Source organism: Paraburkholderia sediminicola, from assembly GCF_046027825.1.
GTDB lineage: Bacteria > Pseudomonadota > Gammaproteobacteria > Burkholderiales > Burkholderiaceae > Paraburkholderia > Paraburkholderia sediminicola_D.
In genome coordinates this window covers 172,081-192,428 of sequence record NZ_JAQQDU010000003.1, presented here as the reverse complement: position 1 = coordinate 192,428, position 20,348 = coordinate 172,081, and the positions used below count along the sequence as shown (strand labels likewise).

Below are 20,348 nucleotides of genomic sequence, written 5' to 3'. Positions count from 1 at the left end.
GGTTTCAAACCCTCGCCCCAAAGACGTCACCCGCAATGGCAGAAAAACTGGAGGCAGTATGAGCTACAGAACAGAAGAAGTCGCTTACGTGCAACCGGCGGTCCTACCCGCCGCCCAAGCGCCGGCCGCAAAACGCAGCACCGCCGAGTACCGCGCGCTCGACGCCGCGCACCACATCCATCCGTTTTCGGATATGGGCTCGCTCAATCGCGCCGGCAGCCGCGTGATCGTCAAGGCACAGGGCGTGTACCTGTGGGATTCGGAAGACAACAAGATCATCGACGGCATGGCCGGTCTGTGGTGCGTGAACGTCGGTTATGGCCGCAAGGAACTGGCCGACGCAGCGTACCGCCAGATGCAGGAACTGCCCTTCTACAACACCTTCTTCAAAACGACGCACCCGCCGGTCATCGAACTGTCGGCCTTGCTCGCGGAGCTCGCGCCAGAACCGTTCAACCACTTCTTCTATTGCAACAGCGGCTCGGAAGGCAACGACACCGTGCTGCGCATCGTCCACCAATACTGGGCGACGCAAGGCAAGCATTCGAAGAAGTTCGTGATCTCGCGCAAGAACGGCTATCACGGTTCGACGATCGCAGGCGGCACGCTGGGCGGCATGGGCTACATGCACGAACAGATGCCCTCGAAGGTCGAGAACATCGTGCATATCGACCAGCCGTATTTCTTCGGCGAAGCAGAAGGCAATCTGACGCCGGAAGAATTCGCTCTCGCCCGTGCGCAGCAACTCGAAGCGAAGATTCTCGAAATCGGTGCGGACAACGTGGCCGCGTTTATCGGTGAGCCTTTCCAGGGCGCCGGCGGCGTGATCTTCCCGGCCTCGACGTATTGGCCGGAAATCCAACGCATCTGCCGCAAGTACGACATCCTGCTGGTCGCCGACGAAGTGATCGGCGGCTTCGGCCGGACCGGCGAATGGTTCGCGCATCAGCACTTCGGTTTCGAACCGGATCTGATCACGCTGGCCAAGGGTCTGACGAGCGGCTATGTGCCGATGGGCGCGGTCGGCCTGCATGATCGTGTGGCCAAAGCGATCATCGAGAACGGAGACTTCAATCACGGCCTCACCTACTCCGGTCACCCGGTGGCGGCAGCCGTAGCGGTGGCCAATCTGAAACTGCTGCGCGACGAGAAGATCGTCGAGCGCGTCAAGACCGACACGGGTCCGTACTTCCAGAAGAAGCTGCGTGACACCTTCGCCAATCACCCGATCATCGGTGAAATCTCCGGCGCGGGTCTGGTCGCCGGTCTGCAACTCGCAGAAGACCCGAAAGCGCGCAAGCGTTTCGCCAATGGCGGCGAAGTCGGCACGATCTGCCGCGACTTCTGCTTCAACGGCAACCTGATCATGCGCGCCACCGGCGACCGGATGCTGCTGTCGCCGCCGCTCGTGATCAACAAGCTGGAAATCGACGAGATCGTTGCGAAGGCCAAGTACGCCATCGACGCGACCGCACAACAACTCGGAATTTCGTAACGGCAGTTCGTTCCGGCATGGGCACACCCACGATTAGCGCTCATGCCGGTTCTTCACATCAAGGGAAAAAACCATGAGCGTTTGTCATCTTCGTCATGCGGTCGCGGGGGCCGCGCTTCTCGCCTTCGCAGGTTTTGCGGCGTTGTCGGTTACGCCGGCCCTTGCGGCCGACACGGAACTGAATGTCTACAACTGGTCGGACTACATCGCGAAGGACACGATTCCGAACTTCGAGAAGCAGGACGGCATTCACGTTAAATACGACAACTACGATAGCGACGATACGTTGCAAGCCAAACTGCTCGCGGGCAGCTCCGGTTACGACATCGTGGTGCCGACGTCGAACTACATGGCCAAGCAGATTCAGGCCGGTGTGTACATGAAGCTCGACAAGTCGAAACTGCCGAACCTAGCGAACCTCGACCCCGTGTTGATGAAGATGATTACCGATGCCGATCCGGGCAACCAGTACGGTGTGCCCTGGGCTTACGGCACTGACGGTGTCGGCTACAACGTGCAAGCCGTGCAGAAGGCGCTCGGCGCCAATGCCCCGGTGGATAGCTGGGCACTGGTGTTCGAACCGGCCAATCTGTCGAAGCTGAAGGGTTGCGGCGTGTCGTTCCTCGATCAGCCCGTCGATGTCTTCGCTGCCGCGCTGCAATACCTGCATAAGGATCCGAACAGCACAAACCCGGCTGACTATCAGGCAGCGTTCGAAATGCTGAAGAAAGTCCGCCCGTATATCACCCAGTTCAACTCGTCTGGCTACATCAACGACCTCGCCAACAACGACATCTGCGTCGCGGTGGCATGGTCGGGCGACGTCGGCATTGCCGCCCGCCGCACCGCCGAAGCCAAGCGTTCATACGAAGTGAAATTCTCGAACGTCAAGGAAGGCGGCCTGCTGTGGTTCGACGTGATGGTGATCCCGAAGGACGCACCGCATCCTGAAGCCGCACTGAAGTGGATCAACTACATCGAAGATCCGAAGGTCAACGCTGCCATCACCAACGAAGTGTTCTACCCGACCGCGAACAAGGCCGCGCGCCAGTTCGTCACGCCCGCTGTCAGCCAGGACAAGACCGTTTATCCGGGCGACGAAGTGCTGAGCAAGATGACGCTGATGAAGCCAGTGCCGACCGATATTCTGCGCCTTGAAAACCGTCTTTGGGCGCAGCTTAAAACCGGTCATTAATAAACCCGACTAGAAAGAATCGATCCCGCGCTCAGGGATCGCTCGAACCCTGAGCGCATGAATGGCAGTAACGGTAGTCAGCCTGCGCGCTTTTAGCGTCCCACCCGCGCGCAGTCCCCTGTTTTCTGGTCGCAGCGCATCTTGCGAGCCGCTTCCCGCGCCTCGTATGGAGACACTTGCGCCCGCGATCCGCAAGGAATGGTTACATCATGAACTCGACGACCCTAAAAAGCACGGCCGGCGCCGCCCAGACGGCCCGCCCCGCACCGACGACAAAATCGAAATCGGACGAATTCGTTCGCATCGAAAATGTCGTGAAAAAATTCGGCGACAGCACCGCTGTCGATAACGTCAACCTGAGCATTGCGAAGAACGAATTGTTCGCGCTGCTCGGCAGCTCAGGCTGCGGCAAGTCCACGCTCCTGCGCATGCTCGCAGGGCTCGAGACGGTGACCTCCGGGCGCATTTTCGTCGATGGTGAAGACCTCGCCGCGATGCCGCCGTACAAGCGGCCGGTCAACATGATGTTCCAGTCGTATGCGCTGTTCCCGCACATGAGCGTCGAAGCCAACATCGCCTTCGGTCTCAAGCAGGAAGGCACGCCGAAGAACGAGATCAAGGAACGTGTTGCCGACGCGCTCAATCTCGTGCAGATGAGCAAATACGCGCAACGCAAGCCGCATCAGTTGTCCGGTGGACAGCAGCAGCGTGTGGCGCTGGCCCGCTCGCTCGTCAAGCGCCCCAAGCTGCTGCTGCTCGACGAGCCGATGTCGGCGCTCGATAAACAGATCCGCCAGAAAACCCAGCTCGAACTGGTGAACATCATCGAGAAAGTCGACGTGACCTGCGTGATGGTGACGCACGATCAGGAAGAAGCCATGACGATGGCCGGGCGCCTCGCGGTGATGAGCGAAGGCCGCATCGTGCAGGTGGGCTCGCCCAACCAGGTGTACGAGTTTCCGAACAGCCGCTTCTCGGCAGGGTTCATCGGCTCGACCAACCTGTTCGAAGGCACCGTGGTCGCGGACGAACCGGACCACATCTTCGTCGAAAGCGAAGACCTCGAATCGAACATCTACGTGAGCCATGGCATTACCGGCCCGCTCGGCATGCCGGTGGGCATCTCGGTGCGTCCGGAACGCATTAAAGTCTCGCTCGACAAGCCCTCGACGCCGCACAACTGGGCGCGCGGCGTGGTCTCCAATGTCGCGTACATGGGCAGCTATTCGCTGTATCACGTGCGTCTGCCGAGCGGCAAGACGGTCGTGTCGAATCTCTCCAGCTCGCACCTGATGAGCGAAGGTGCGCCGTCCTATAACGACGACGTGTTCGTCTACTGGTCGCCGGCAAGCGGCGTGGTGCTGACGCAATGAGTAATCCCACTACCTCCCCTGCGGCGCTCGGCGCGCCGTCCGGCAGCCGGCTGCTCGGCTCCCTGAAAAAACGCCTCTCGGCACTGGTGCCATCGGGACGCACGACCGTGATCGGCGTGCCCTTCCTGTGGCTCTTCGTGTTCTTCGCGTTGCCGTTCGTGCTGGTGTTGAAGATCAGCTTCGCCGATCTGCGCCTGGGCATTCCGCCGTACACGGATCTGGTGACGGTCAAGGACGGCATGGTGCATTTGGCAATGCAGCTCGGCCACTATGCGTTCCTGCTTCAGGACGATCTGTACGTCGCCACGTACATCAGCTCGCTGAAGATGGCGGCGATCTCGACCTTCTTCTGCCTGATCATCGGCTATCCGATTGCGTACTACATCGCGCGCTCGGAGCCGGCGAAACGCAACCTGCTGATGATGGGTGTAATGCTGCCGTTCTGGACATCGTTCCTGATCCGCGTCTATGCATGGATCGGCATCCTGAAGGATGACGGCCTGCTCAATCACACGCTGATGGCCATCGGCATGATTCATTCACCGTTGCGCCTCTACCACACGGATATTGGCGTCTATATCGGCATGGTCTATTCCTACCTGCCGTTCATGGTGATGCCGCTGTATGCGCACCTGGTGAAGATGGATCTGACGCTGCTCGAAGCGGCCTACGACCTCGGTTGCAAACCGTGGACCGCATTCACGCGCATCACCTTGCCGCTGTCGAAGAACGGCATCATCGCCGGCAGTCTGCTGGTGTTCATTCCGGCGGTCGGCGAGTACGTGATTCCTGAGCTGCTCGGCGGCGCCGACACACTGATGATCGGCCGCGTGATGTGGGATGAATTCTTCAACGATATGGACTGGCCGATGGCATCCGCTGTCACCGTCGCCATGGTTCTGCTGCTGCTCGTGCCGATGGCCGTGTTCCAGTACTACCAGGTCAAGGAACTGGAGGGCGCAAAATGATCAAGCCTAATAGAACGCTTTCCAATAGCGTGCTGACGTTCGGGTTTCTGTTTCTGTATATCCCGATCATCAGTCTGGTGGTGTACTCGTTCAACGAGTCGAAGCTCGTGACGGTCTGGTCCGGCTTCTCGCTCAAGTGGTACGGCGCCCTGCTGCAGGACGACGAACTGCTCAATGCGGCGTGGCTGTCGTTGAAGATCGGTCTGCTGACCGCGTTTGCATCCGTCGTCATCGGTACGTGGGCCGGGTTCGTGCTGGCCCGCTTCGGACGCTTTCGCGGCTTCACCCTGTTCGCCGGGATGATCAACGCACCGCTCGTGATTCCTGAGGTGATTCAGGGCATCTCGCTGCTGCTGCTGTTCGTCGCGCTCGAACAGATGCTCGGCTGGCCGAAGGGCCGCGGCCTCTTCACGATCTGGATCGGTCACGTGATGCTGTGCGTTTCGTACGTGGCGATCATCGTGCAATCGCGGGTGAAGGAGCTCAACAAGTCGCTCGAAGAAGCCGCGCTCGATCTCGGCGCCACACCCTTCAAGGTGTTCTTCCTGATCACGCTGCCGTTGATCTCGCAGGCGTTGATGTCCGGCTGGCTGCTGTCGTTCACGCTGTCTTTCGACGACCTCGTGCTGTCCGCGTTCCTCTCGGGCCCCGGTTCGACCACGCTGCCGCTCGTCGTGTTCTCGCGTGTGCGCCTCGGTTTGAATCCGGAAATGAATGCGCTCGCCACGATCTTCATCACCACGGTGACGATCGGCGTGATCGCCGTCAACCGCTGGATGCAGATACGCGAACGCAAGCGCAACCGCGACATGCAGATGGCTTTCGCACTCGCCGACGCCGACCCGTTGCCGTTAGCACCACAACAAGCCGCCGTACGGAAATCGCTCGATACGGCAAGCGCATAAGAAGTCCTTTTGCAATACGACCAATAAGGAGAATTTGCATGAGAAAGAAGCTCATCTGTCTGTTGGTGGCGGGGAGTCTGCCTGGCATGGCCATGGCAGACGCCACCAGCGACCAGATCAAGGCGCTACAGGCCCAGCTCAACGCGCTGCAAAAGGAGGTGAAGCAGTTGCGCTCCGAGGTGGCGACCAAGCCGAAAGCGGCCGCGGCGGTGGTGGCCCCTGCCCCGGCAGTGGCTGCTGCGCCGGTCGACATCTCGTCGCCGGATTACGGCAAGGCACAGGCGACGCTGACCAACGATCAGGTCGACTCGATGAAGCAGCAGATCGCCAACCAGCAGTTGAAGGTCGATTCGCTGGTGGACGCGCAGAATACCGGTCCGATCGCGGGTCTGTCGGTAACGGGCTATATCGATCCGACTTACATCTATAACCGCGCGGCAAGCAGCTCGTCGTTCCTGTTCGCGAACCACGAAAGCAGCTACAACTACTTCAACAGTACGTTCGGCGATCTGTACCTCGACATCAAGAAGACCTTCGGTGTCGGCCCGATGGCGCCGTCGGCCGAAATCACGTTGATGCCGAACCGCGGCAACGGTATTACGCTGCTGCAGAACGAACACGGCAACATCGGCAACAACATTCTGAATACGGCGGTCGTGACCGTGCCGGTGACGGCAACCACGACCTTCGTAGCCGGTTTGATGCCGAGCTTCGGCGGCTATGAAGTGCAGCAGTCGAACCAGATGGTGACGCTCACGCATAACCTGCTGTATGACTTCTCCGATCCGGGTAGCTATATCGGCGTCGGCGTGAACTACACGGGTGACAACAGCAACTGGGCATGGAAGTTCATGCTGGGCAACGAACAGTACCGCACGTATGGCTCGGTGGTGCAGACCGGCACCAATGCGCTGGGCGACCCGATCACCAGCAGCAACAAGATCCCGACCTTCACGGCTCGTCTCGACTACACGTGGTCGAGCGCGCTGGATATTGGCGGTTCGTTCAATATCGGTCGTCAGACGCTCTCCGCCGCCACGCAGAACGTGAACGGCAACACCATTCCGGTGTACGGTGTGGGCGGTCAGGCACCTAGCGCCTTCGGCACGTTCTTCTTCGGCGAAGCGGACATGGCCTACACGCTGGCGGACGTGACGTACAACGCCGAAGTCGACTACGGCCAGCAGCAGAACGCCGCGTTCAACGGCGGCCAGGCGCAGTGGTACGGTCTGTCGTTGCTCGCACACCGTAAGTTCACCTTGCCGGTTGTGGGCCGCATGGGCGCGACTGCACGCTACGACGTGCTGGTTGACAGCAAGAACGGCGGCGGCGGCGGTGGCGTTGCGTTGAATTCGAACGGCATGGACACGGCGGACGGCTTCGGTATCGGCGCGGACTGTCTCGCCAATTCGAAGGCGAGCGGCGGTCTCGGCTTCGAGTGCAAGGGCGCAACCCATCAGGACGTCTCGCTCGATCTGTTGTTCTATCCGACCCAGCAGATCACGGTCAAGGTGGAATATCGCCACGACTGGGCCAACAAGCAGGTGTTCCTGAAGAACGACGGTTCGTATGGCAAGTCCAACGATCTGCTCGGGACGCAACTCATCTACTCGTTCTAAAACGACCCGCCTCATCGCGTGGCCCGGCTTGACCGCGGGCCACGCGCCAAGGCCTCTTCTGCATGCTCTGCCTATGCTCCGATTCTCAAACCAGCCTCACGTCGCCTCGTATTACGCAGCAACCGCTAACGACACCACACGCCATCCCCCGCTCGAAGAGACGCTCAATGTCGACGTCTGTGTGATTGGCGCAGGACTCACCGGCATTTCGACTGCCTTGAATCTCGCCGAACGCGGTCACTCGGTGGCGGTGCTCGAAGCATCGAAAGTCGGATGGGCCGCGAGCGGCCGCAACGGTGGCCAGTTGATCGGCGGTTTCGCCTGCGATATCGATACATTCGCCAAGTTCATGCCCGCGGATGACGTGAAGCGTGTTTGGGACATGGGGCTCGAAACCCTGGATATCGTCAAGGAGCGCGTCGCGAAGCATCAGATCGATTGCGATCTGACCATCGGTTATCTGACCGCGGCGAACAAGCCGCGCGATACGGATGCGCTGCAAAAATGGCGTGACGAAGCGCAACAACGCTTCGGCTATGACCACTTCAGTTATGTCGACGCCGATGGCGTCGGCGAGTATGTGCAATCGCAGCGCTACCTCGGCGGATTATTCGACGCCGACAGCGGCCATTTGCACCCTCTGAATTACACGCTCGGTCTGGCCCGCGCGGCACGCGAGGCCGGCGTACAGATTTTCGAAGACAGTTGCGTCACCGCGTTGCGTGTGGAGAACGGCCGGCATGTGGCCGAAACCGCGCGCGGCAAAGTTAATGCGCAATTCGTCGTGCTCGCCTGCAATACCTATCTCGGCCAACTCGCGCCGGATCTCGCCAGCAAGATCATGCCGGTCGGCACCTATGTGATCGCCACCGAACCGCTCGACCCCGATCGCGCCGAAGCGCTGATGCCGGCGAAAGCTGCGGTGTGCGACAGCCGCTTCGTACTGGACTATTTCCGGCCTGCGCCGGACAATCGCCTGCTGTGGGGCGGTAAAGTCAGCTATTCGACGTTCGCGCCGCGCAATCTCGGTGAAGCGATGCGCCGCGATATGCTGAGGACCTTCCCGCAACTCGACGATGTCAAAATCGACTATGCATGGGGCGGTTTTGTCGACATCACGATGAATCGCGCGCCGCATTTCGGTCGGCTCTCGCCTACGGTGTATTTCGCGCAGGGCTTCTCGGGGCACGGTGTGAACACCACCGGGCTTGCGGGCAAACTGATTGCGGAAGCGATCGACGGCCAGGCATCGCGCTTCGATCTGTTCGGCAAGATTCGGCACCGCGACTTCCCGGGCGGCGCTACACTGCGCACCCCTGCCCTCGTGCTTGCGATGGCCTGGTATCGAATGAAGGACCTGCTTTGATGAATGCTCCGACTCCTGGCTTTAACACCCTCGACCGCCGCGCCGATGCGCTGATCGCCAACTCCTACTACGAAGCGAGCGCGGCCCGTCCGCTTACCGACGACCCAACCCTCGACGGCACGCTGGAGGCCGACGTCTGCGTGATCGGCGCGGGCTTCTCCGGTTTGTCGGTGGCGCTGGAATGCCGGGCGCGCGGCTTGTCGGTGGTGGTACTCGATGCGCATCGTCCCGGTTGGGGCGCATCGGGCCGCAACGGCGGACAGACGCTGGTCGGTTTCGCGAAAGACGAGATCATCGAACGGCAACTTGGGCTCGACGGTGCACGCGCGGCGTGGGCCATGTCGGTAGAAGGCGTGGGCCTGGTGCGCGAGCGTATCGAACGCTACGGCATCGATTGCGATTTCACCGCCGGCTATCTGACGGTGGCGACCAAGCCAAAACGCGTGCCGGATTTGCGTTCGTGGATGGAATCGGCGTCGCAACGCTGGGGCTATACGAAGCTCTCGTGGCTCGATACCGATGAAGTGCGTTCACGCGTCGCTTCGCAACGCTATCTGGCGGGCGTCTACGATCCGTTTTCCGGTCATCTGCATCCGCTCAAATACTGCCTTGGTCTCGCCGATGCAGCACGTCGTGAAGGTGCGCAACTGTTCGTGCATTCGCCGGTGATCGAAGTCGTGCGTGGTGCGCGCCCTATTGTGCGGACCGCTAGCGGCGAAGTGCGCTGCCGTTTCGTCGCGGCGTGCGGCAATGCGACGATCGGCGATGTGTTGCCCGCACCGGTGGCCGCGCGCATCGCGCCGATTGCCTCGTATATCGTCGCCACGGAGCCGCTCGGTAAAGCGCGCGCCGATGCGCTGATTAAAGGGCGCGAGGCGATTTGCGACAACAACTTCTTCCTCGATTATTTCCGCCTGTCGGCTGATCACCGCGTGCTGTTCGGCGGGCGCGCAAGTTCGACCGGTGCATCGCCCGTGCAGCTGGGCGAAGAGATTCGCAGGCGCATGATCGGCGTGTTTCCGCAACTCGGCGATGTGCGAATCGACTATGCGTGGGGCGGTTTCGTCGACGTGACGCGCAATCGCGCGCCCGATTTCGGTTCGATCGATCCGAACTACTTCTACGTGCAGGGCTTTTCGGGGCACGGTGTGGCGTTGACCGGGATTGCCGGGCGCGTGATTGCCAAAGCCATGGCCGGTGAGACGGCCGCCTTCGATCTGTTCGCACAGTTGCGGCATGCGCGCTTTCCTGGTGGGCCAGCGTTGCGTGGACCGGCGCTAGAGCTTGGGATGATGTATCACCGGATTCTGGAGTTGTTTTAGGCGGTGTTCGGGTGCCTCATGCACAGCGTGTGCAGTCAGGTTGGCGTTGCCACGAAAAAAGGCGCGAGACTGATTGCTCAGCGACACGCGCCAACCTGGTACCCCTACCGCAATTGCTCTATCGAACGAGGAACCCGTATGTCAACGGGTCTCGTTCATCCACTATCCAATTGGCAAAACCGTATACGAAAGCTTTGCCTTCGACTTCCGGGATGACGGCCTTGAAATCACCCACGGTGGTTTCGCTCAGGACACGTCCTTTGAAAACGGTACCGATAATGGACTCGTTCACCAGCGTATCGTCTTTCCCGAGCTCTCCGCGCAGATAGAGCTGCGCAACACGTCCGCCGGTTCCAGAGCCCGTGGGCGAACGGTCAACCTCACGGTCTGCAAAGATGCAACAGTTGGCTTGCGTGGAGCCCGCATGACGGGGCGCGTTAGCAATGATGGTCCCATAGATGTGGTTGATTTCAGGGATCTCCGGATGCTCGACCGGAAACGCCTCATTGGCGGCCGCTTTCACCTCCGTACCGAAACGGACAAGCTCTTCCACCGAGGACTCACGCACTTCGAGACCGTGTGGCTGCCCGTCCGTGTAGAAATAAAACGCGCCGCCGAAAGCGATATCGCCGGTCACCGGCCCGAACGACGGCGTCTCAACCGTGACGTCCTTCTTCCAGACAAACGACGGCACGTTCACGAAGCGGACATTACCCGCGTGTTCGCCGTCCCATTGAACGAACGCTTCGATGAAGCCACACGGTGCATCGATACCAATGCGCGTCTCCGGTATCTGACGCTGCACCCAGCCCAGCTCGACCGCTGCTGTGGACAGCGCAATGACGCCATGCCCGCAGTGGTCGCTGTAACCCTCGTTGTGCAGGAAGATGATCCCGAAATCCGCGTTCGGACTCACCGGTTCCGTCAGGTAACCCCCGTACATATCGGCATGACCGCGAGGCTCGAACATCAGCGCCTTGCGAATTTCGTCGGCGTTCTCCTTCAGCCACGCGCGTCGTTTGACGATAGTATCGCCAGGAAGACGCGGCAGACCGCTGGTAACGATGCGGAATGCTTCACCGCCGGTGTGGACTTCAACAGTCGAGATGGTGCGCGTGATTTTCATGTTTGCTTCATGAAGTCGGTAGGTGTGCGGTGTTGCTTTTACTCGCCGTACGGAACCGGCAAACCATTTTTGATGACGTACACGGTGGTCGGAGCGCCCTTGAGGTCACCATACTCGTCAAACGAATATGTCCCGGCGACTCCCTTGTAGTTTTCCTTCGCGAGTTGAGCGGTCAGCTTCGCCTTGTCGGTCGTCGTCCCCGCCTTCATCATAGCGTCGGCAAGCAACTTCACACCGTCGTAGTAGCTGACGGCGTAGACCTGCGTATCAATGTTGTAGGCAGCCTTGTACTTCTGCAGGAACTCGCGACCTGCCGCCGTCTTCTCAAGTGCGACACCGCCTTGTGCACAGTAGACGATAGACGCAGCATCGCCGGCGACCTTGCCCATATCAGCGGAGCAAATGCCATCGCCACCGAGCAGCTTCGCACGCAGTCCACGTTGACGCATCTGCTTTGCCATCGGGGCCCCCTGCGCTGCATAACCACCAAAGAAAATCACGTCCGGGTTCTTGGCCTTGATGGTGGTCAAAATCCCAAGAAAGTCGGTGGCTGTCGAATTGGTGAACTCCTGGTCGACAATCTGGATACCGTTGGCCTTCGCCGTCTTGATGAACTGTTCCGCGACGCCCTGACCATAAGCGGTGCGGTCATCAATGACTGCTGCAGTCCTGGCCTTCAACGTCTTCGCAGCGAACTGCCCCATCGTGCCGCCGAGTTGTTCGTCGCTCGCGCCAATACGGAAAATGTTCTTGAAGCCTTGCTTCGTCAGAGCCGGGTTAGACGCGACCGGCAACATCGGCACACCGCCAGCATTGAAGACTCGCGATGCGGGAATGGCTACACCCGAGTTGTATGGTCCGACGACGGCGACGACGCCGCTGTCAACGAGCTTCTGTGCAACCTGCACACCGATTTTCGGGTCTGCCTGGTCGTCTTCCGAATCCAGTTTGAAGGTGACCTTCTGTCCCGCAACTGTGACGCCGTCCTTGTTCAGTTCATCAACGGCGAGGCGAGCGCCGTTCTCGTTGTCTTTGCCATTTGGTGCCTGAGGCCCCGTGAGAGGTGCCGAATGACCGATAGTGACCACGACCTGGGCACTTGAGGACAAGGTAAAACCAGCGGCCAGCAAGGTGGCCATTATTGTTGCAATGCGGCGCATTCCTGACTCCAATTGGCTGAAAGAGAAGCCAGATTATTGGAAATCTGGGGCATACACAATCTAAACACAGTCCGCCGCGAATGATGCTGGGAGGATATTGAGTGCAAACGGTGCGCGCGACCGATGCCGCGCGCCAGCAGTTCACTCTGCGACCCGCTCGAACAGTCGGCCGGCTTCCTTCATACACACGCCAGCCTTGATGACCACGGGAATGTGTTCGCCCTGCCCAAGCAGAAGGGAAATGTCCTCAATCGGGTCACCGTCGACCACAATGAGGTCAGCCACAGCGCCGACAGCGACCGTTCCCCGCACGCCTCTTTCACCCGTGAGTTCGGCGGCAACGCACGTTGCCGACCGGATGGCCTCAACGTTGCCGACGATTTCTGCCCGGACCGCAAACTCGTCGGACTGGAAGGGGTGCAGTTCACCCAGCATGTCCGAGCCGAACCCGACCTTCACGCCTTCGCGCGCCATCAGCGCAAGCGCCTGCCGGCCGACGGAGCGTGCGCCCTCAATCTTGGCGAGCGACTCAGCGGGGAAACCAAGTGCGGGACCTTGTTCAACCAGACGGTCGAGCGTAGCGATGGTGGGCACAACCGCGACGCCGCGCTCCGCCAGCAGACGGGCGGTCTCCTCGTCGATGAGGTTGCCTTGCTCGATACATTTCACCCCGCACTCGACGGCACGCCGGACGGCGCGAGCGGTATAGGCGTGCGCCATCACGTAAGTGCCGGCAGCCTCCGCTTCCTGAACCGCGGCCCGGATTTCATCCTCCGAATACTGCGTGTTGGTGATGGGGTCGTTGGGCGAAGCGACACCGCCCGATGCCATGATCTTGATTGTGCTCCCGCACGAATAGCCGGCGCCCGAGGAATTCTTCGAGTTGAGATATCTGACGGCTCACGGCACTGGTGGACAGGTGCAGTTCCTGCCCCGCGCGAGTGAAGCTCAGATAACGGGCGCTAGCTTCGAATGCTTGAAGACATGCGAGTGGAGGCAACGGAGAGAGAGCCATGGCGTGCGGCGTGCTATCCAGATTGTAGTAGAGCCGCAAGATAGCTCAAGGACATCGCGAGCAAGCGGCTAGCTGGTACAAACTTTACTGGCCGTTGTTATTCACCGCCGCTGCGGCCCAAACATCCGCCCCAACGCGCGCCCAAGTTCCTTGACGACGGCATCGGCCGTCGGGCGGTGAAGCAGTGCGATATCCATGGTTTCAATCGCCGGCAGCCCACTTTTAGGTGTCAGCACGGCGTGATCCGCCGTCACCGCGCGCGCGGGAAGAAGACTAATGCCGAGACCATCGGCAACGGCCGCCTGAATGCCGCTCAAACTCGAACTGATGAAGCTCATCCGCCAGCGGCGTCCGAGTCCTTCGATCGCGTTGGTCATGTCGTCGCGGTAAAGCCCCCGCGGCGGAAACGCGACGATAGGAATCGGATCAAGCTGGAACGAAGGGTTCTTCGCGCTGTCGATCCACCTCAATTGCTCCGGCCAGCACGCGACTGCCTCGCGGCTGTTGCGCCGCTGCTTCACGAGGATCAGATCGAGGTCGCCACGATCGTAGCTGTTCGCCACGTCGCGGCTCAATCCGCTCGTCACTTCCAGCTTCACCTGCGGATGTTTGCGGTTGAACGCGGCGAGCATATGGGTTGTCGGCCCACCGACGAAATCTTCCGGTACGCCCAGCCGGACAGTCATGCCCACTGTCGCGCCCGACAACGCCTCGATCATTTCATCGTTCAGGGCAAGCATCCGGCGCGCGTACGCGAGCAGCGTTTCTCCGGCATCGGTCGGACTCACGTCACGACTGCCTCGCTCGAGAAGCTTATGTCCTGCCATGTCCTCCAGGCGCCGCACCTTCTGGCTCACGGTGGATTGCGTGGAATGAAGCCGTGCGGAGGCCGCCGTAAAGGTGCCGCAATCGGCCACCATGACGATGGCCTTCAGCAGATCCAGATCGAACAGCGGTGTACGTGCTTTGGCGTTGGGTTTCATCGAATCTCCAGTCAGGCAAAGCGGCGCCCTGACAACGCATATGTCTAACCAATAGTATTCGATTTTCAACTGATAGGCATTTGAACATTTAATTTTTGAATGCCGGGTGAGATGGATAACATCAAGCGCTGTCGATACGGTGATTTCGGTGGCCTCACAGTGGCCGGCCTCTCCGCTTCGACATCAAACAAAAATACTCGAATGCGGGCAAAACGCGGCGCGACGCCGCCGTGCCAACAGAAGAAAGCCCCACCACGAGACAAATACCCGGAGACAGGCATGAAGAAACCGCAGTTGAACCATAGTTGGAAGAAACCACTCGTGGGCATCGGCGCAGGCATGATGCTGGCGGGTACGGCAGGCGCGCAGTCCAGCGTCACGCTGTACGGAATCGTCGATTCGGGCGTGACTTACACAAACCACCAGCAAGGCCATTCGGCTTGGCAAGCAACGGCCGGCAACGAGTCCGGCCCGCGCTGGGGGATGCTCGGAACGGAAGATCTGGGTGGCGGCCTGAAAGCGAACTTCCGGCTGGAAAACGGTTTCAACCTCGAAAACGGCACGGCTGGCCAGGGCGGCCGGATGTTCGGGAGGCAGGCATGGGTCGGCATGAGCAGCGACAAGCTGGGTGCGCTGACATTAGGCCGCCAGTACAACACCGTCCAGGATATTCTCGGCTCAATTCAGATCAGCAATACGCTGGTCCAGTACTCGACCCACCCGTTCGACAACGACGACATCAACAATACGTTCCGCACCAACAATGCGGTCAAGTACGTCTCGCCGAGCATAGCCGGCTTGCAAACAAACCTGGTGTACGGCTTCTCGAACGCAACCGGGTTCGCTGCGAACAATAGCTGGAGCGCGGGTGTGTCGTACACGCATGGGCCGCTCAATGCCGGTGCGGCGTACGCGCGTATGGATCAGCCGGCCAGCAGCGCAACAGGTGCGGTCGCATCCGACAACTACTATGCGCCGTCAGCCGCCGTATTCGGCACGCACCTTGCCGCCGCAACGCGCCAGCAGATCTGGGGCGCCGGTGGGACGTACGCAATCGGGCCAGCGACGCTGGGGCTGCTCTACACGGGCACGGACTTCAACATGGCGGCAGGTGGCGCCCTGCGCTTTAGCAACTACGAGGCAAGCCTGCGCTACGCGCTAACGCCCGCGTTGATCGCGGCTACCGGTTACACATACACACAGGTGTCGCAAGGCGACGCGAACGGGCACTATCACCAGGCCTCGGCCGGTCTCCAGTATCTGTTGTCCAAACGCACCGACATCTATGTGAACGGCCTCTACCAGAACGCCTCGTCGCGCATCGGACATGCATGGATCGACGGCATCGCGGCGCCATCGTCGACGACTTCACAACTGGCGTTCGTCGCCGGTCTGCGTCAGAAGTTCTGACGAGACACGCGAGCCCCCCCCGGAAAGATCCTATGAAACTTCGATTTCTGCTGGCCACCCTGCCGTTCATCGGCATCTACTCAGGTGGCACCCTCGCCGCTAGTACGCCGCTCCTGTTCGGCCTGCCGTTTCTGCTTGTGTGGAATCTGTTCTGGATGGCTGCAACGGCCGCCATCCTCGCCATCATCTATTACCTCGACAGCCGCGACGAAGCGGCACGCGCGAGCGAGCACACGGGAGGCGGACAATGAACCCGGCCCTCGTCATCATCGTTCTGTTCGCCCTCTTCGCGCTGGCGGTCGGCCTGTACGCGCGTCGCGGCATGACGTTCAGCCTGGAACAATGGGCCGTCGGCGGACGCGGCTTCGGGTCGCTGCTGACCTTCCTGCTAATGGCAGGTGAGGCTTTCTCGACCTTCTCGTTTCTCGGCGCGAGCGGCTGGACCTACAGCAAGGGGGTACCGGCGTTCTACATCCTGTCGTATGGCTGCCTCGCGTACGTACTCGGCTACTGGATGCTGCCTGTCATCTGGCGCTATGCGAAGGAACGCGGCCTCGTGTCGTTCGCCGATTATTTTGCGTCGAAATACGACAGCCGCGCCATCGGCGTGCTGGTCTCGGTGGTGGCGGTCTTCGCGATGGTGTCGTTGCTGATCATCCAGTTACGCGGCCTCGGCATTATCGTCTCCGAGATGTCATACGGTCAGATCTCGCAAGACACGGCCATCTGGATCAGTGCGACCCTGATGGTCCTGTACATGAGCGTCTCAGGCATCCACGGTTCGGCAAGCATTGCGATCTTCAAGGATGTGCTGATCCTCGGTCTTGCGATTTTTCTCGGCACCTATTTGCCGCTGCACTACTTTGGTGGTTTTGGCGAAATGTTCGCGCGCATCGACGCCGCGCATCCGGAACTACTGCGCATGCCGGAGCACGGCTTCAATCTGAGCTGGTACAACTCGACACTCCTGCTGACGTCGCTTGGCTACTACTTGTATCCTCATGGTTTCACTGCCGTCTACGTGGCACGCGACGCGTCGGCGCTGCGCAAGAACACCATGCTGATGCCGATCTACCAGGTGTTGATCGCGTTTCTGTTCCTCGTCGGCTTCGCCGCAGTACTGACCGTGCACGGGCTCGAAGGCGCGCAAACCGACCTCGCGCTGCTGAGGCTCGTCAAGCAGACTTTCCCGGCGTGGTTCGTCGGGATCGTCGGCGGCGCCGGGCTGCTCACCGCCCTGGTGCCAGGCTCGCTAATCATGCTCAATGCCTCGACGATGATTGCCCGCAACATTTACCGCGAAGGCTTCGCGCCGCAGGCGAGCGACCGGCAGGTCGGGCTCGTCGCGCGAATCGCGCTGCCCCTGTCCACGCTGGTTGTCGTCTACTTCGTGCTGCGTGGCGGTTCGAACTTCGTCGCCCTCGCGATCTTCTCGTCGAGCCTGCTGACGCAACTGATCCCCATGCTCGCCTCGAGTTTCCTGAAGCGCCCATTCGGCACCCGGGAAGCGGCATTCGGCGGTATCTTTGCAGGCGGGATCGTGCTGGCGCTGGCGAACTGGCGCGGCATGACGCTGGCCACTGTTTTCCCGGCCGCGCCCCTCGCCTTCACCTCCATCAACACGGGTCTCGTCGCGTTGTTCGCCAATGCAGTGGTGTTCATCGCAATCAGCGCCGCGCAGCGCGCCCGTATCGCCCCGCCCATCGAATCGGCTTGACCAATATGACTCGCTCTCTTCATCTTTCCAACGTCCGGCTGGCTGACGGCCAACCGGTTTCCGTTTCCATCGCCGACGGTCGCATCGCGGCGCTCGGGCCGCATGTCGAAGCGCAACCTGGCGCTCAGGCAGAAGACGGCGGCGGCGCGTTGCTGCTGCCGGGTTTCGTCGAAGGGCACACGCACATCGACAAAAGCAACTGGGGTCAGTCGTGGTATCGCAACGAGGTTGGACCCGCGTTAACTGACCGGATCAACAACGAACGCGAATGGCGCAAGACGTCGGGACACGATGCGGCCAGCCAGTCGCTCGCGCTGGCGCGAGCATTCGTGCAGGCAGGCACAACGCGCCTGCGCACCCACGTCGACGTCGATACCGACGCGCAATTGCGTTACGTCGAAGGCGCGCTCAATACGCGGCAGACGATGAGCGATGTGCTGGACATGCAGATCGTCGCGTTTCCCCAGTCGGGGATGTTGATCCGTCCCGGCACGGTCGAACTGCTCGGCAGCGCGCTCGCAGCAGGCGCCGACGTACTCGGCGCGCTCGATCCCGCTTTGATCGACGGCGATCCCGTCGCGTCGCTGAACGAGACCTTTGGGCTGGCGCAACGCTACGGCAAGCCGATCGACATCCATCTGCACGAACCCGGCGAAGTCGGCGCATTCACGCTAAAACTGTTGCTCGATCGCGTCGAGGCGACGGGCATGCAGGGCCAGGTGGTGGTCAGCCACGCGTTCTGCCTCGGCGCACTGCCGGAACGTGAACGCGACGCGCTGCTCGAGCGTATCGCGCATCTGCACGTGGCCCTTCTGACCAGCGCGCCGCCGTCTCGCCCCGTTCCGCCGCTCAAGATTTGCCGGGACAAAGGCATCACGATCTTCGGCGGCAACGATGGCATTCGCGACACCTGGTCACCGTATGGCGTACCCGACATGCTCGAGCGCGCGATGCTGATCGGCATGCGCTACGACTTGCGGCGCGACGACGACATCGCGATTGCCTTCGACTGCGTGAGCGACGCTGCCGCTCGCGGTTGCGGTTTCGCCGACTATGGCCTGCACGTCGGCGCACGCGCGGACCTCGTGCTGGTCGATGCAGACTGCGTCGCGCATGCCGTGGTTGCCCGGCCAAGGCGCAAGCTCGTCGTGGCGAATGGACGCATCGTCGTGCGCGACGGCAAGTTGATCGACGCTGTGTAACCGTGCGTGAGCACCTCTCAGGAAGAGTCCGTATATGAACGATAAGCAACAGGTCGGCGTCCTGATCGAGCATGGCTGCGTGATCACAATCGATCCCGCGCGCCGCGTCATTGACGATGGCGCAGTAGCCATCAAGGGCGATCGCATCGTCGCCGTCGGCAAGACAAGCGAGCTTTCGCAGCAATACCAGGCGGATCGCGTGGTCGACGCACGCCGCAAAGCGGTGCTGCCAGGCCTGATCGACGCGCATGCCCACGCCGGTCACGCGATGCTCAGGACGATTGGCGGCGCGAACGGCGATGCGTGGTCGGCGGCGTGCGAGGCGATCTATACGCGCGCCTCGGACGAAACGTTCTGGGAAATGGAATCGCATCTCGCGGCACTGGAGCGCCTCAAGGCGGGCGTGACGACAGGCGTATCGCTGCTCGGTGGCGGGGACTCGATCATACGCGTCGACGACCCCGTGTATGCGCGGCGTCACTGCGACGCGGTGGTCAGAACGGGTACCCGATCGATCGTCGCGGTCGGTCCCTCGCGGCCACCCGAACCGCGGGCCTACACGCGGCACAGCGAGAACGGCAGCGTGACGTGCGAGGTCGATTTCGCGCAGATGTATGAGGTTTGCAAAGAGATCATCGACGCATGTCATGGCGACGCCAACGGCTGCATCCAGATTGCGCTGACGCTGCCCGTCTATGCACCGCAGCACTATCCCGAGCACGCGGCGTACGAACACGTCTTCCGGCTTCAGGCCGAGCGCTACATGGCGTTGGCCGGAGAACGCGGCCTAAGCTTCACGCAGGATGGCCATCGCGCGGGTTCCCTGGATTTCGCGCATCGCGAGCTGGGACTGCTGAACGCGAAGTCGTTCATGTCGCATGCCATCGATCTCACCGCTGCGGACATTGCGGCGTGCGTCGAGACAGGCGCCTCGATCGTGCACAACCCAAGCGCGATCATGTCGATCATTGGACGTTGCCCTGTGCCGGAACTCATCGATGCCGGCGTCACGGTGGCGATTGCCTCGGATGGCGCGGCCCCCGACCGGGGCTACGACATGTTCCGCCACATGTGGCAATGCATGCACTACCACCGCCGTCATTTTCGTGACCCGGATGTTCTGCCTCACGGCAAGGTGCTCGAAATGGTCACCATCGACGCCGCCAAAGCGTTGTCGCTCGACGACCAACTCGGTTCGCTCGAAGTGGGCAAGCAAGCCGACATCATTCTGGTCGATCTGTACAAGCCGCACCTCATGCCGATGAATATGCCCGTCCATCGCGTCACCTGCTTCGCGAATGCCGGCGACGTGTGCATGACGATGGTCGGCGGCAAAATCCTGATGGAGAACTACCGGGTGCTATCGGTGGACGAAGGGGACATACTCGAGCGCGTATCGGCGGCCGCGGATCGCGCGTTCGACCGCGCCGGTCTGCGTCATCTGCTGGAAACGCCGCCAACGCTGTGGCGACGCAGCCATTATTGAGGCCGG

At 60.9% G+C, this 20,348-nt stretch carries 18 protein-coding genes; 13 read left to right on the top strand and 5 right to left on the bottom strand.

Going from position 1 to position 20,348, the window contains the following annotated elements:
• Positions 1 to 58 precede the first annotated feature (58 nt).
• The 8 genes from PQQ96_RS03140 (at position 59) to PQQ96_RS03105 (ending at position 10,243) form a co-directional block, all read left to right on the top strand.
• Entirely contained in the window at positions 59 to 1,495 is a 1,437-nt protein-coding gene (locus PQQ96_RS03140; protein WP_408288609.1) for an aspartate aminotransferase family protein, read from the top strand.
• Between the two features lie 73 nt (positions 1,496 to 1,568).
• Complete coding sequence (locus PQQ96_RS03135) at positions 1,569 to 2,690, top strand: polyamine ABC transporter substrate-binding protein (RefSeq protein WP_408288606.1); 1,122 nt, start codon at positions 1,569 to 1,571, stop codon at positions 2,688 to 2,690.
• Positions 2,691 to 2,899: 209 nt separating this feature from the next.
• Complete coding sequence (locus tag PQQ96_RS03130; protein WP_408288605.1) at positions 2,900 to 4,063, top strand: ABC transporter ATP-binding protein; 1,164 nt, start codon at positions 2,900 to 2,902, stop codon at positions 4,061 to 4,063.
• The gene (locus tag PQQ96_RS03125) at positions 4,060 to 5,031 is read left to right on the top strand and encodes an ABC transporter permease subunit (RefSeq protein WP_408288603.1); all 972 of its coding nucleotides are present in this window, start codon (positions 4,060 to 4,062) and stop codon (positions 5,029 to 5,031) included. Before PQQ96_RS03130 ends, PQQ96_RS03125 begins: the two co-directional genes overlap by 4 nt.
• Positions 5,028 to 5,936 (top strand): ABC transporter permease subunit, encoded by a 909-nt coding sequence (locus PQQ96_RS03120; protein ID WP_408288601.1) that lies wholly within the window; start codon positions 5,028 to 5,030, stop codon positions 5,934 to 5,936. The genes PQQ96_RS03125 and PQQ96_RS03120 overlap by 4 nt, the downstream gene beginning before the upstream one ends.
• Positions 5,937 to 5,974: 38 nt before the next feature.
• A complete protein-coding gene (locus PQQ96_RS03115) occupies positions 5,975 to 7,555 on the top strand; it encodes a DUF3138 family protein (protein ID WP_408288598.1) in 1,581 nt (526 codons plus the stop codon).
• A 73-nt stretch (positions 7,556 to 7,628) separates the two neighbouring features.
• Positions 7,629 to 8,921 carry an NAD(P)/FAD-dependent oxidoreductase gene (locus tag PQQ96_RS03110; RefSeq protein WP_408288596.1) on the top strand — a complete coding sequence of 431 codons (1,293 nt, stop codon included), beginning with the start codon at positions 7,629 to 7,631 and terminating at the stop codon, positions 8,919 to 8,921.
• A complete protein-coding gene (locus PQQ96_RS03105; RefSeq protein ID WP_408288594.1) occupies positions 8,921 to 10,243 on the top strand; it encodes an NAD(P)/FAD-dependent oxidoreductase in 1,323 nt (440 codons plus the stop codon). Before PQQ96_RS03110 ends, PQQ96_RS03105 begins: the two co-directional genes overlap by 1 nt.
• A 118-nt stretch (positions 10,244 to 10,361) precedes the next feature.
• On the opposite strand, the gene lhpH is transcribed toward PQQ96_RS03105, so the two are convergent.
• The 5 genes from lhpH to PQQ96_RS03080 form a co-directional block, all read right to left on the bottom strand.
• Positions 10,362 to 11,369, bottom strand: coding sequence for a trans-3-hydroxy-L-proline dehydratase (gene lhpH, locus PQQ96_RS03100; RefSeq protein WP_408288593.1), 1,008 nt, complete (start codon positions 11,367 to 11,369; stop codon positions 10,362 to 10,364).
• 38 nt (positions 11,370 to 11,407) lie between these two features.
• Positions 11,408 to 12,529, bottom strand: coding sequence for a branched-chain amino acid ABC transporter substrate-binding protein (locus PQQ96_RS03095; RefSeq protein WP_408288591.1), 1,122 nt, complete (start codon positions 12,527 to 12,529; stop codon positions 11,408 to 11,410).
• A 141-nt stretch (positions 12,530 to 12,670) separates the two neighbouring features.
• Positions 12,671 to 13,360 (bottom strand): amidohydrolase family protein, encoded by a 690-nt coding sequence (locus PQQ96_RS03090; protein ID WP_408288589.1) that lies wholly within the window; start codon positions 13,358 to 13,360, stop codon positions 12,671 to 12,673.
• Positions 13,296 to 13,544, bottom strand: a complete 249-nt coding sequence (locus PQQ96_RS03085) for a LysR family transcriptional regulator (protein ID WP_408288625.1) — start codon at positions 13,542 to 13,544, stop codon at positions 13,296 to 13,298. Before PQQ96_RS03085 ends, PQQ96_RS03090 begins: the two co-directional genes overlap by 65 nt.
• 101 nt (positions 13,545 to 13,645) lie before the next feature.
• The gene (locus tag PQQ96_RS03080; RefSeq protein WP_408288586.1) at positions 13,646 to 14,527 is read right to left on the bottom strand and encodes a LysR family transcriptional regulator; all 882 of its coding nucleotides are present in this window, start codon (positions 14,525 to 14,527) and stop codon (positions 13,646 to 13,648) included.
• Positions 14,528 to 14,806: 279 nt separating this feature from the next.
• Here PQQ96_RS03080 and PQQ96_RS03075 point away from each other — a divergent pair, with 279 nt between their 5' ends.
• From PQQ96_RS03075 to PQQ96_RS03055, 5 genes are read left to right on the top strand one after another with little or no spacing between them, the layout of a single operon-like run.
• Positions 14,807 to 15,937, top strand: coding sequence for a porin (locus tag PQQ96_RS03075; protein ID WP_408288583.1), 1,131 nt, complete (start codon positions 14,807 to 14,809; stop codon positions 15,935 to 15,937).
• A gap of 32 nt (positions 15,938 to 15,969) precedes the next feature.
• Positions 15,970 to 16,188: a DUF3311 domain-containing protein gene (locus tag PQQ96_RS03070; protein WP_408288581.1), complete on the top strand. Its 219-nt coding sequence runs from the start codon at positions 15,970 to 15,972 to the stop codon at positions 16,186 to 16,188.
• Positions 16,185 to 17,654: a sodium:solute symporter family protein gene (locus tag PQQ96_RS03065; protein WP_408288578.1), complete on the top strand. Its 1,470-nt coding sequence runs from the start codon at positions 16,185 to 16,187 to the stop codon at positions 17,652 to 17,654. Before PQQ96_RS03070 ends, PQQ96_RS03065 begins: the two co-directional genes overlap by 4 nt.
• 5 nt (positions 17,655 to 17,659) lie before the next feature.
• Positions 17,660 to 18,856 carry an amidohydrolase family protein gene (locus tag PQQ96_RS03060; protein WP_408288575.1) on the top strand — a complete coding sequence of 399 codons (1,197 nt, stop codon included), beginning with the start codon at positions 17,660 to 17,662 and terminating at the stop codon, positions 18,854 to 18,856.
• A 34-nt stretch (positions 18,857 to 18,890) separates the two neighbouring features.
• Positions 18,891 to 20,342: an amidohydrolase family protein gene (locus PQQ96_RS03055; protein ID WP_408288572.1), complete on the top strand. Its 1,452-nt coding sequence runs from the start codon at positions 18,891 to 18,893 to the stop codon at positions 20,340 to 20,342.
• The last annotated feature ends 6 nt before the right edge of the window (positions 20,343 to 20,348 follow it).

Bases quoted from the DNA above. Each gene is read 5' to 3' on its own strand.
- PQQ96_RS03055 (WP_408288572.1), top strand. From the start codon at position 18,891: ATGAACGATAAGCAACAGGTCGGCGTCCTGATCGAGCATGGCTGCGTG.
- PQQ96_RS03075 (WP_408288583.1), top strand. From the start codon at position 14,807: ATGAAGAAACCGCAGTTGAACCATAGTTGGAAGAAACCACTCGTGGGC.
- PQQ96_RS03110 (WP_408288596.1), top strand. From the start codon at position 7,629: ATGCTCCGATTCTCAAACCAGCCTCACGTCGCCTCGTATTACGCAGCA.
- lhpH (WP_408288593.1), bottom strand. From the start codon at position 11,369: ATGAAAATCACGCGCACCATCTCGACTGTTGAAGTCCACACCGGCGGT.
- PQQ96_RS03125 (WP_408288603.1), top strand. From the start codon at position 4,060: ATGAGTAATCCCACTACCTCCCCTGCGGCGCTCGGCGCGCCGTCCGGC.
- PQQ96_RS03060 (WP_408288575.1), top strand. From the start codon at position 17,660: ATGACTCGCTCTCTTCATCTTTCCAACGTCCGGCTGGCTGACGGCCAA.
- PQQ96_RS03115 (WP_408288598.1), top strand. From the start codon at position 5,975: ATGAGAAAGAAGCTCATCTGTCTGTTGGTGGCGGGGAGTCTGCCTGGC.
- PQQ96_RS03130 (WP_408288605.1), top strand. From the start codon at position 2,900: ATGAACTCGACGACCCTAAAAAGCACGGCCGGCGCCGCCCAGACGGCC.
- PQQ96_RS03095 (WP_408288591.1), bottom strand. From the start codon at position 12,529: ATGCGCCGCATTGCAACAATAATGGCCACCTTGCTGGCCGCTGGTTTT.
- PQQ96_RS03105 (WP_408288594.1), top strand. From the start codon at position 8,921: ATGAATGCTCCGACTCCTGGCTTTAACACCCTCGACCGCCGCGCCGAT.
- PQQ96_RS03085 (WP_408288625.1), bottom strand. From the start codon at position 13,544: ATGGCTCTCTCTCCGTTGCCTCCACTCGCATGTCTTCAAGCATTCGAA.
- PQQ96_RS03090 (WP_408288589.1), bottom strand. From the start codon at position 13,360: ATGGCATCGGGCGGTGTCGCTTCGCCCAACGACCCCATCACCAACACG.
- PQQ96_RS03135 (WP_408288606.1), top strand. From the start codon at position 1,569: ATGAGCGTTTGTCATCTTCGTCATGCGGTCGCGGGGGCCGCGCTTCTC.
- PQQ96_RS03070 (WP_408288581.1), top strand. From the start codon at position 15,970: ATGAAACTTCGATTTCTGCTGGCCACCCTGCCGTTCATCGGCATCTAC.
- PQQ96_RS03140 (WP_408288609.1), top strand. From the start codon at position 59: ATGAGCTACAGAACAGAAGAAGTCGCTTACGTGCAACCGGCGGTCCTA.
- PQQ96_RS03080 (WP_408288586.1), bottom strand. From the start codon at position 14,527: ATGAAACCCAACGCCAAAGCACGTACACCGCTGTTCGATCTGGATCTG.
- PQQ96_RS03120 (WP_408288601.1), top strand. From the start codon at position 5,028: ATGATCAAGCCTAATAGAACGCTTTCCAATAGCGTGCTGACGTTCGGG.
- PQQ96_RS03065 (WP_408288578.1), top strand. From the start codon at position 16,185: ATGAACCCGGCCCTCGTCATCATCGTTCTGTTCGCCCTCTTCGCGCTG.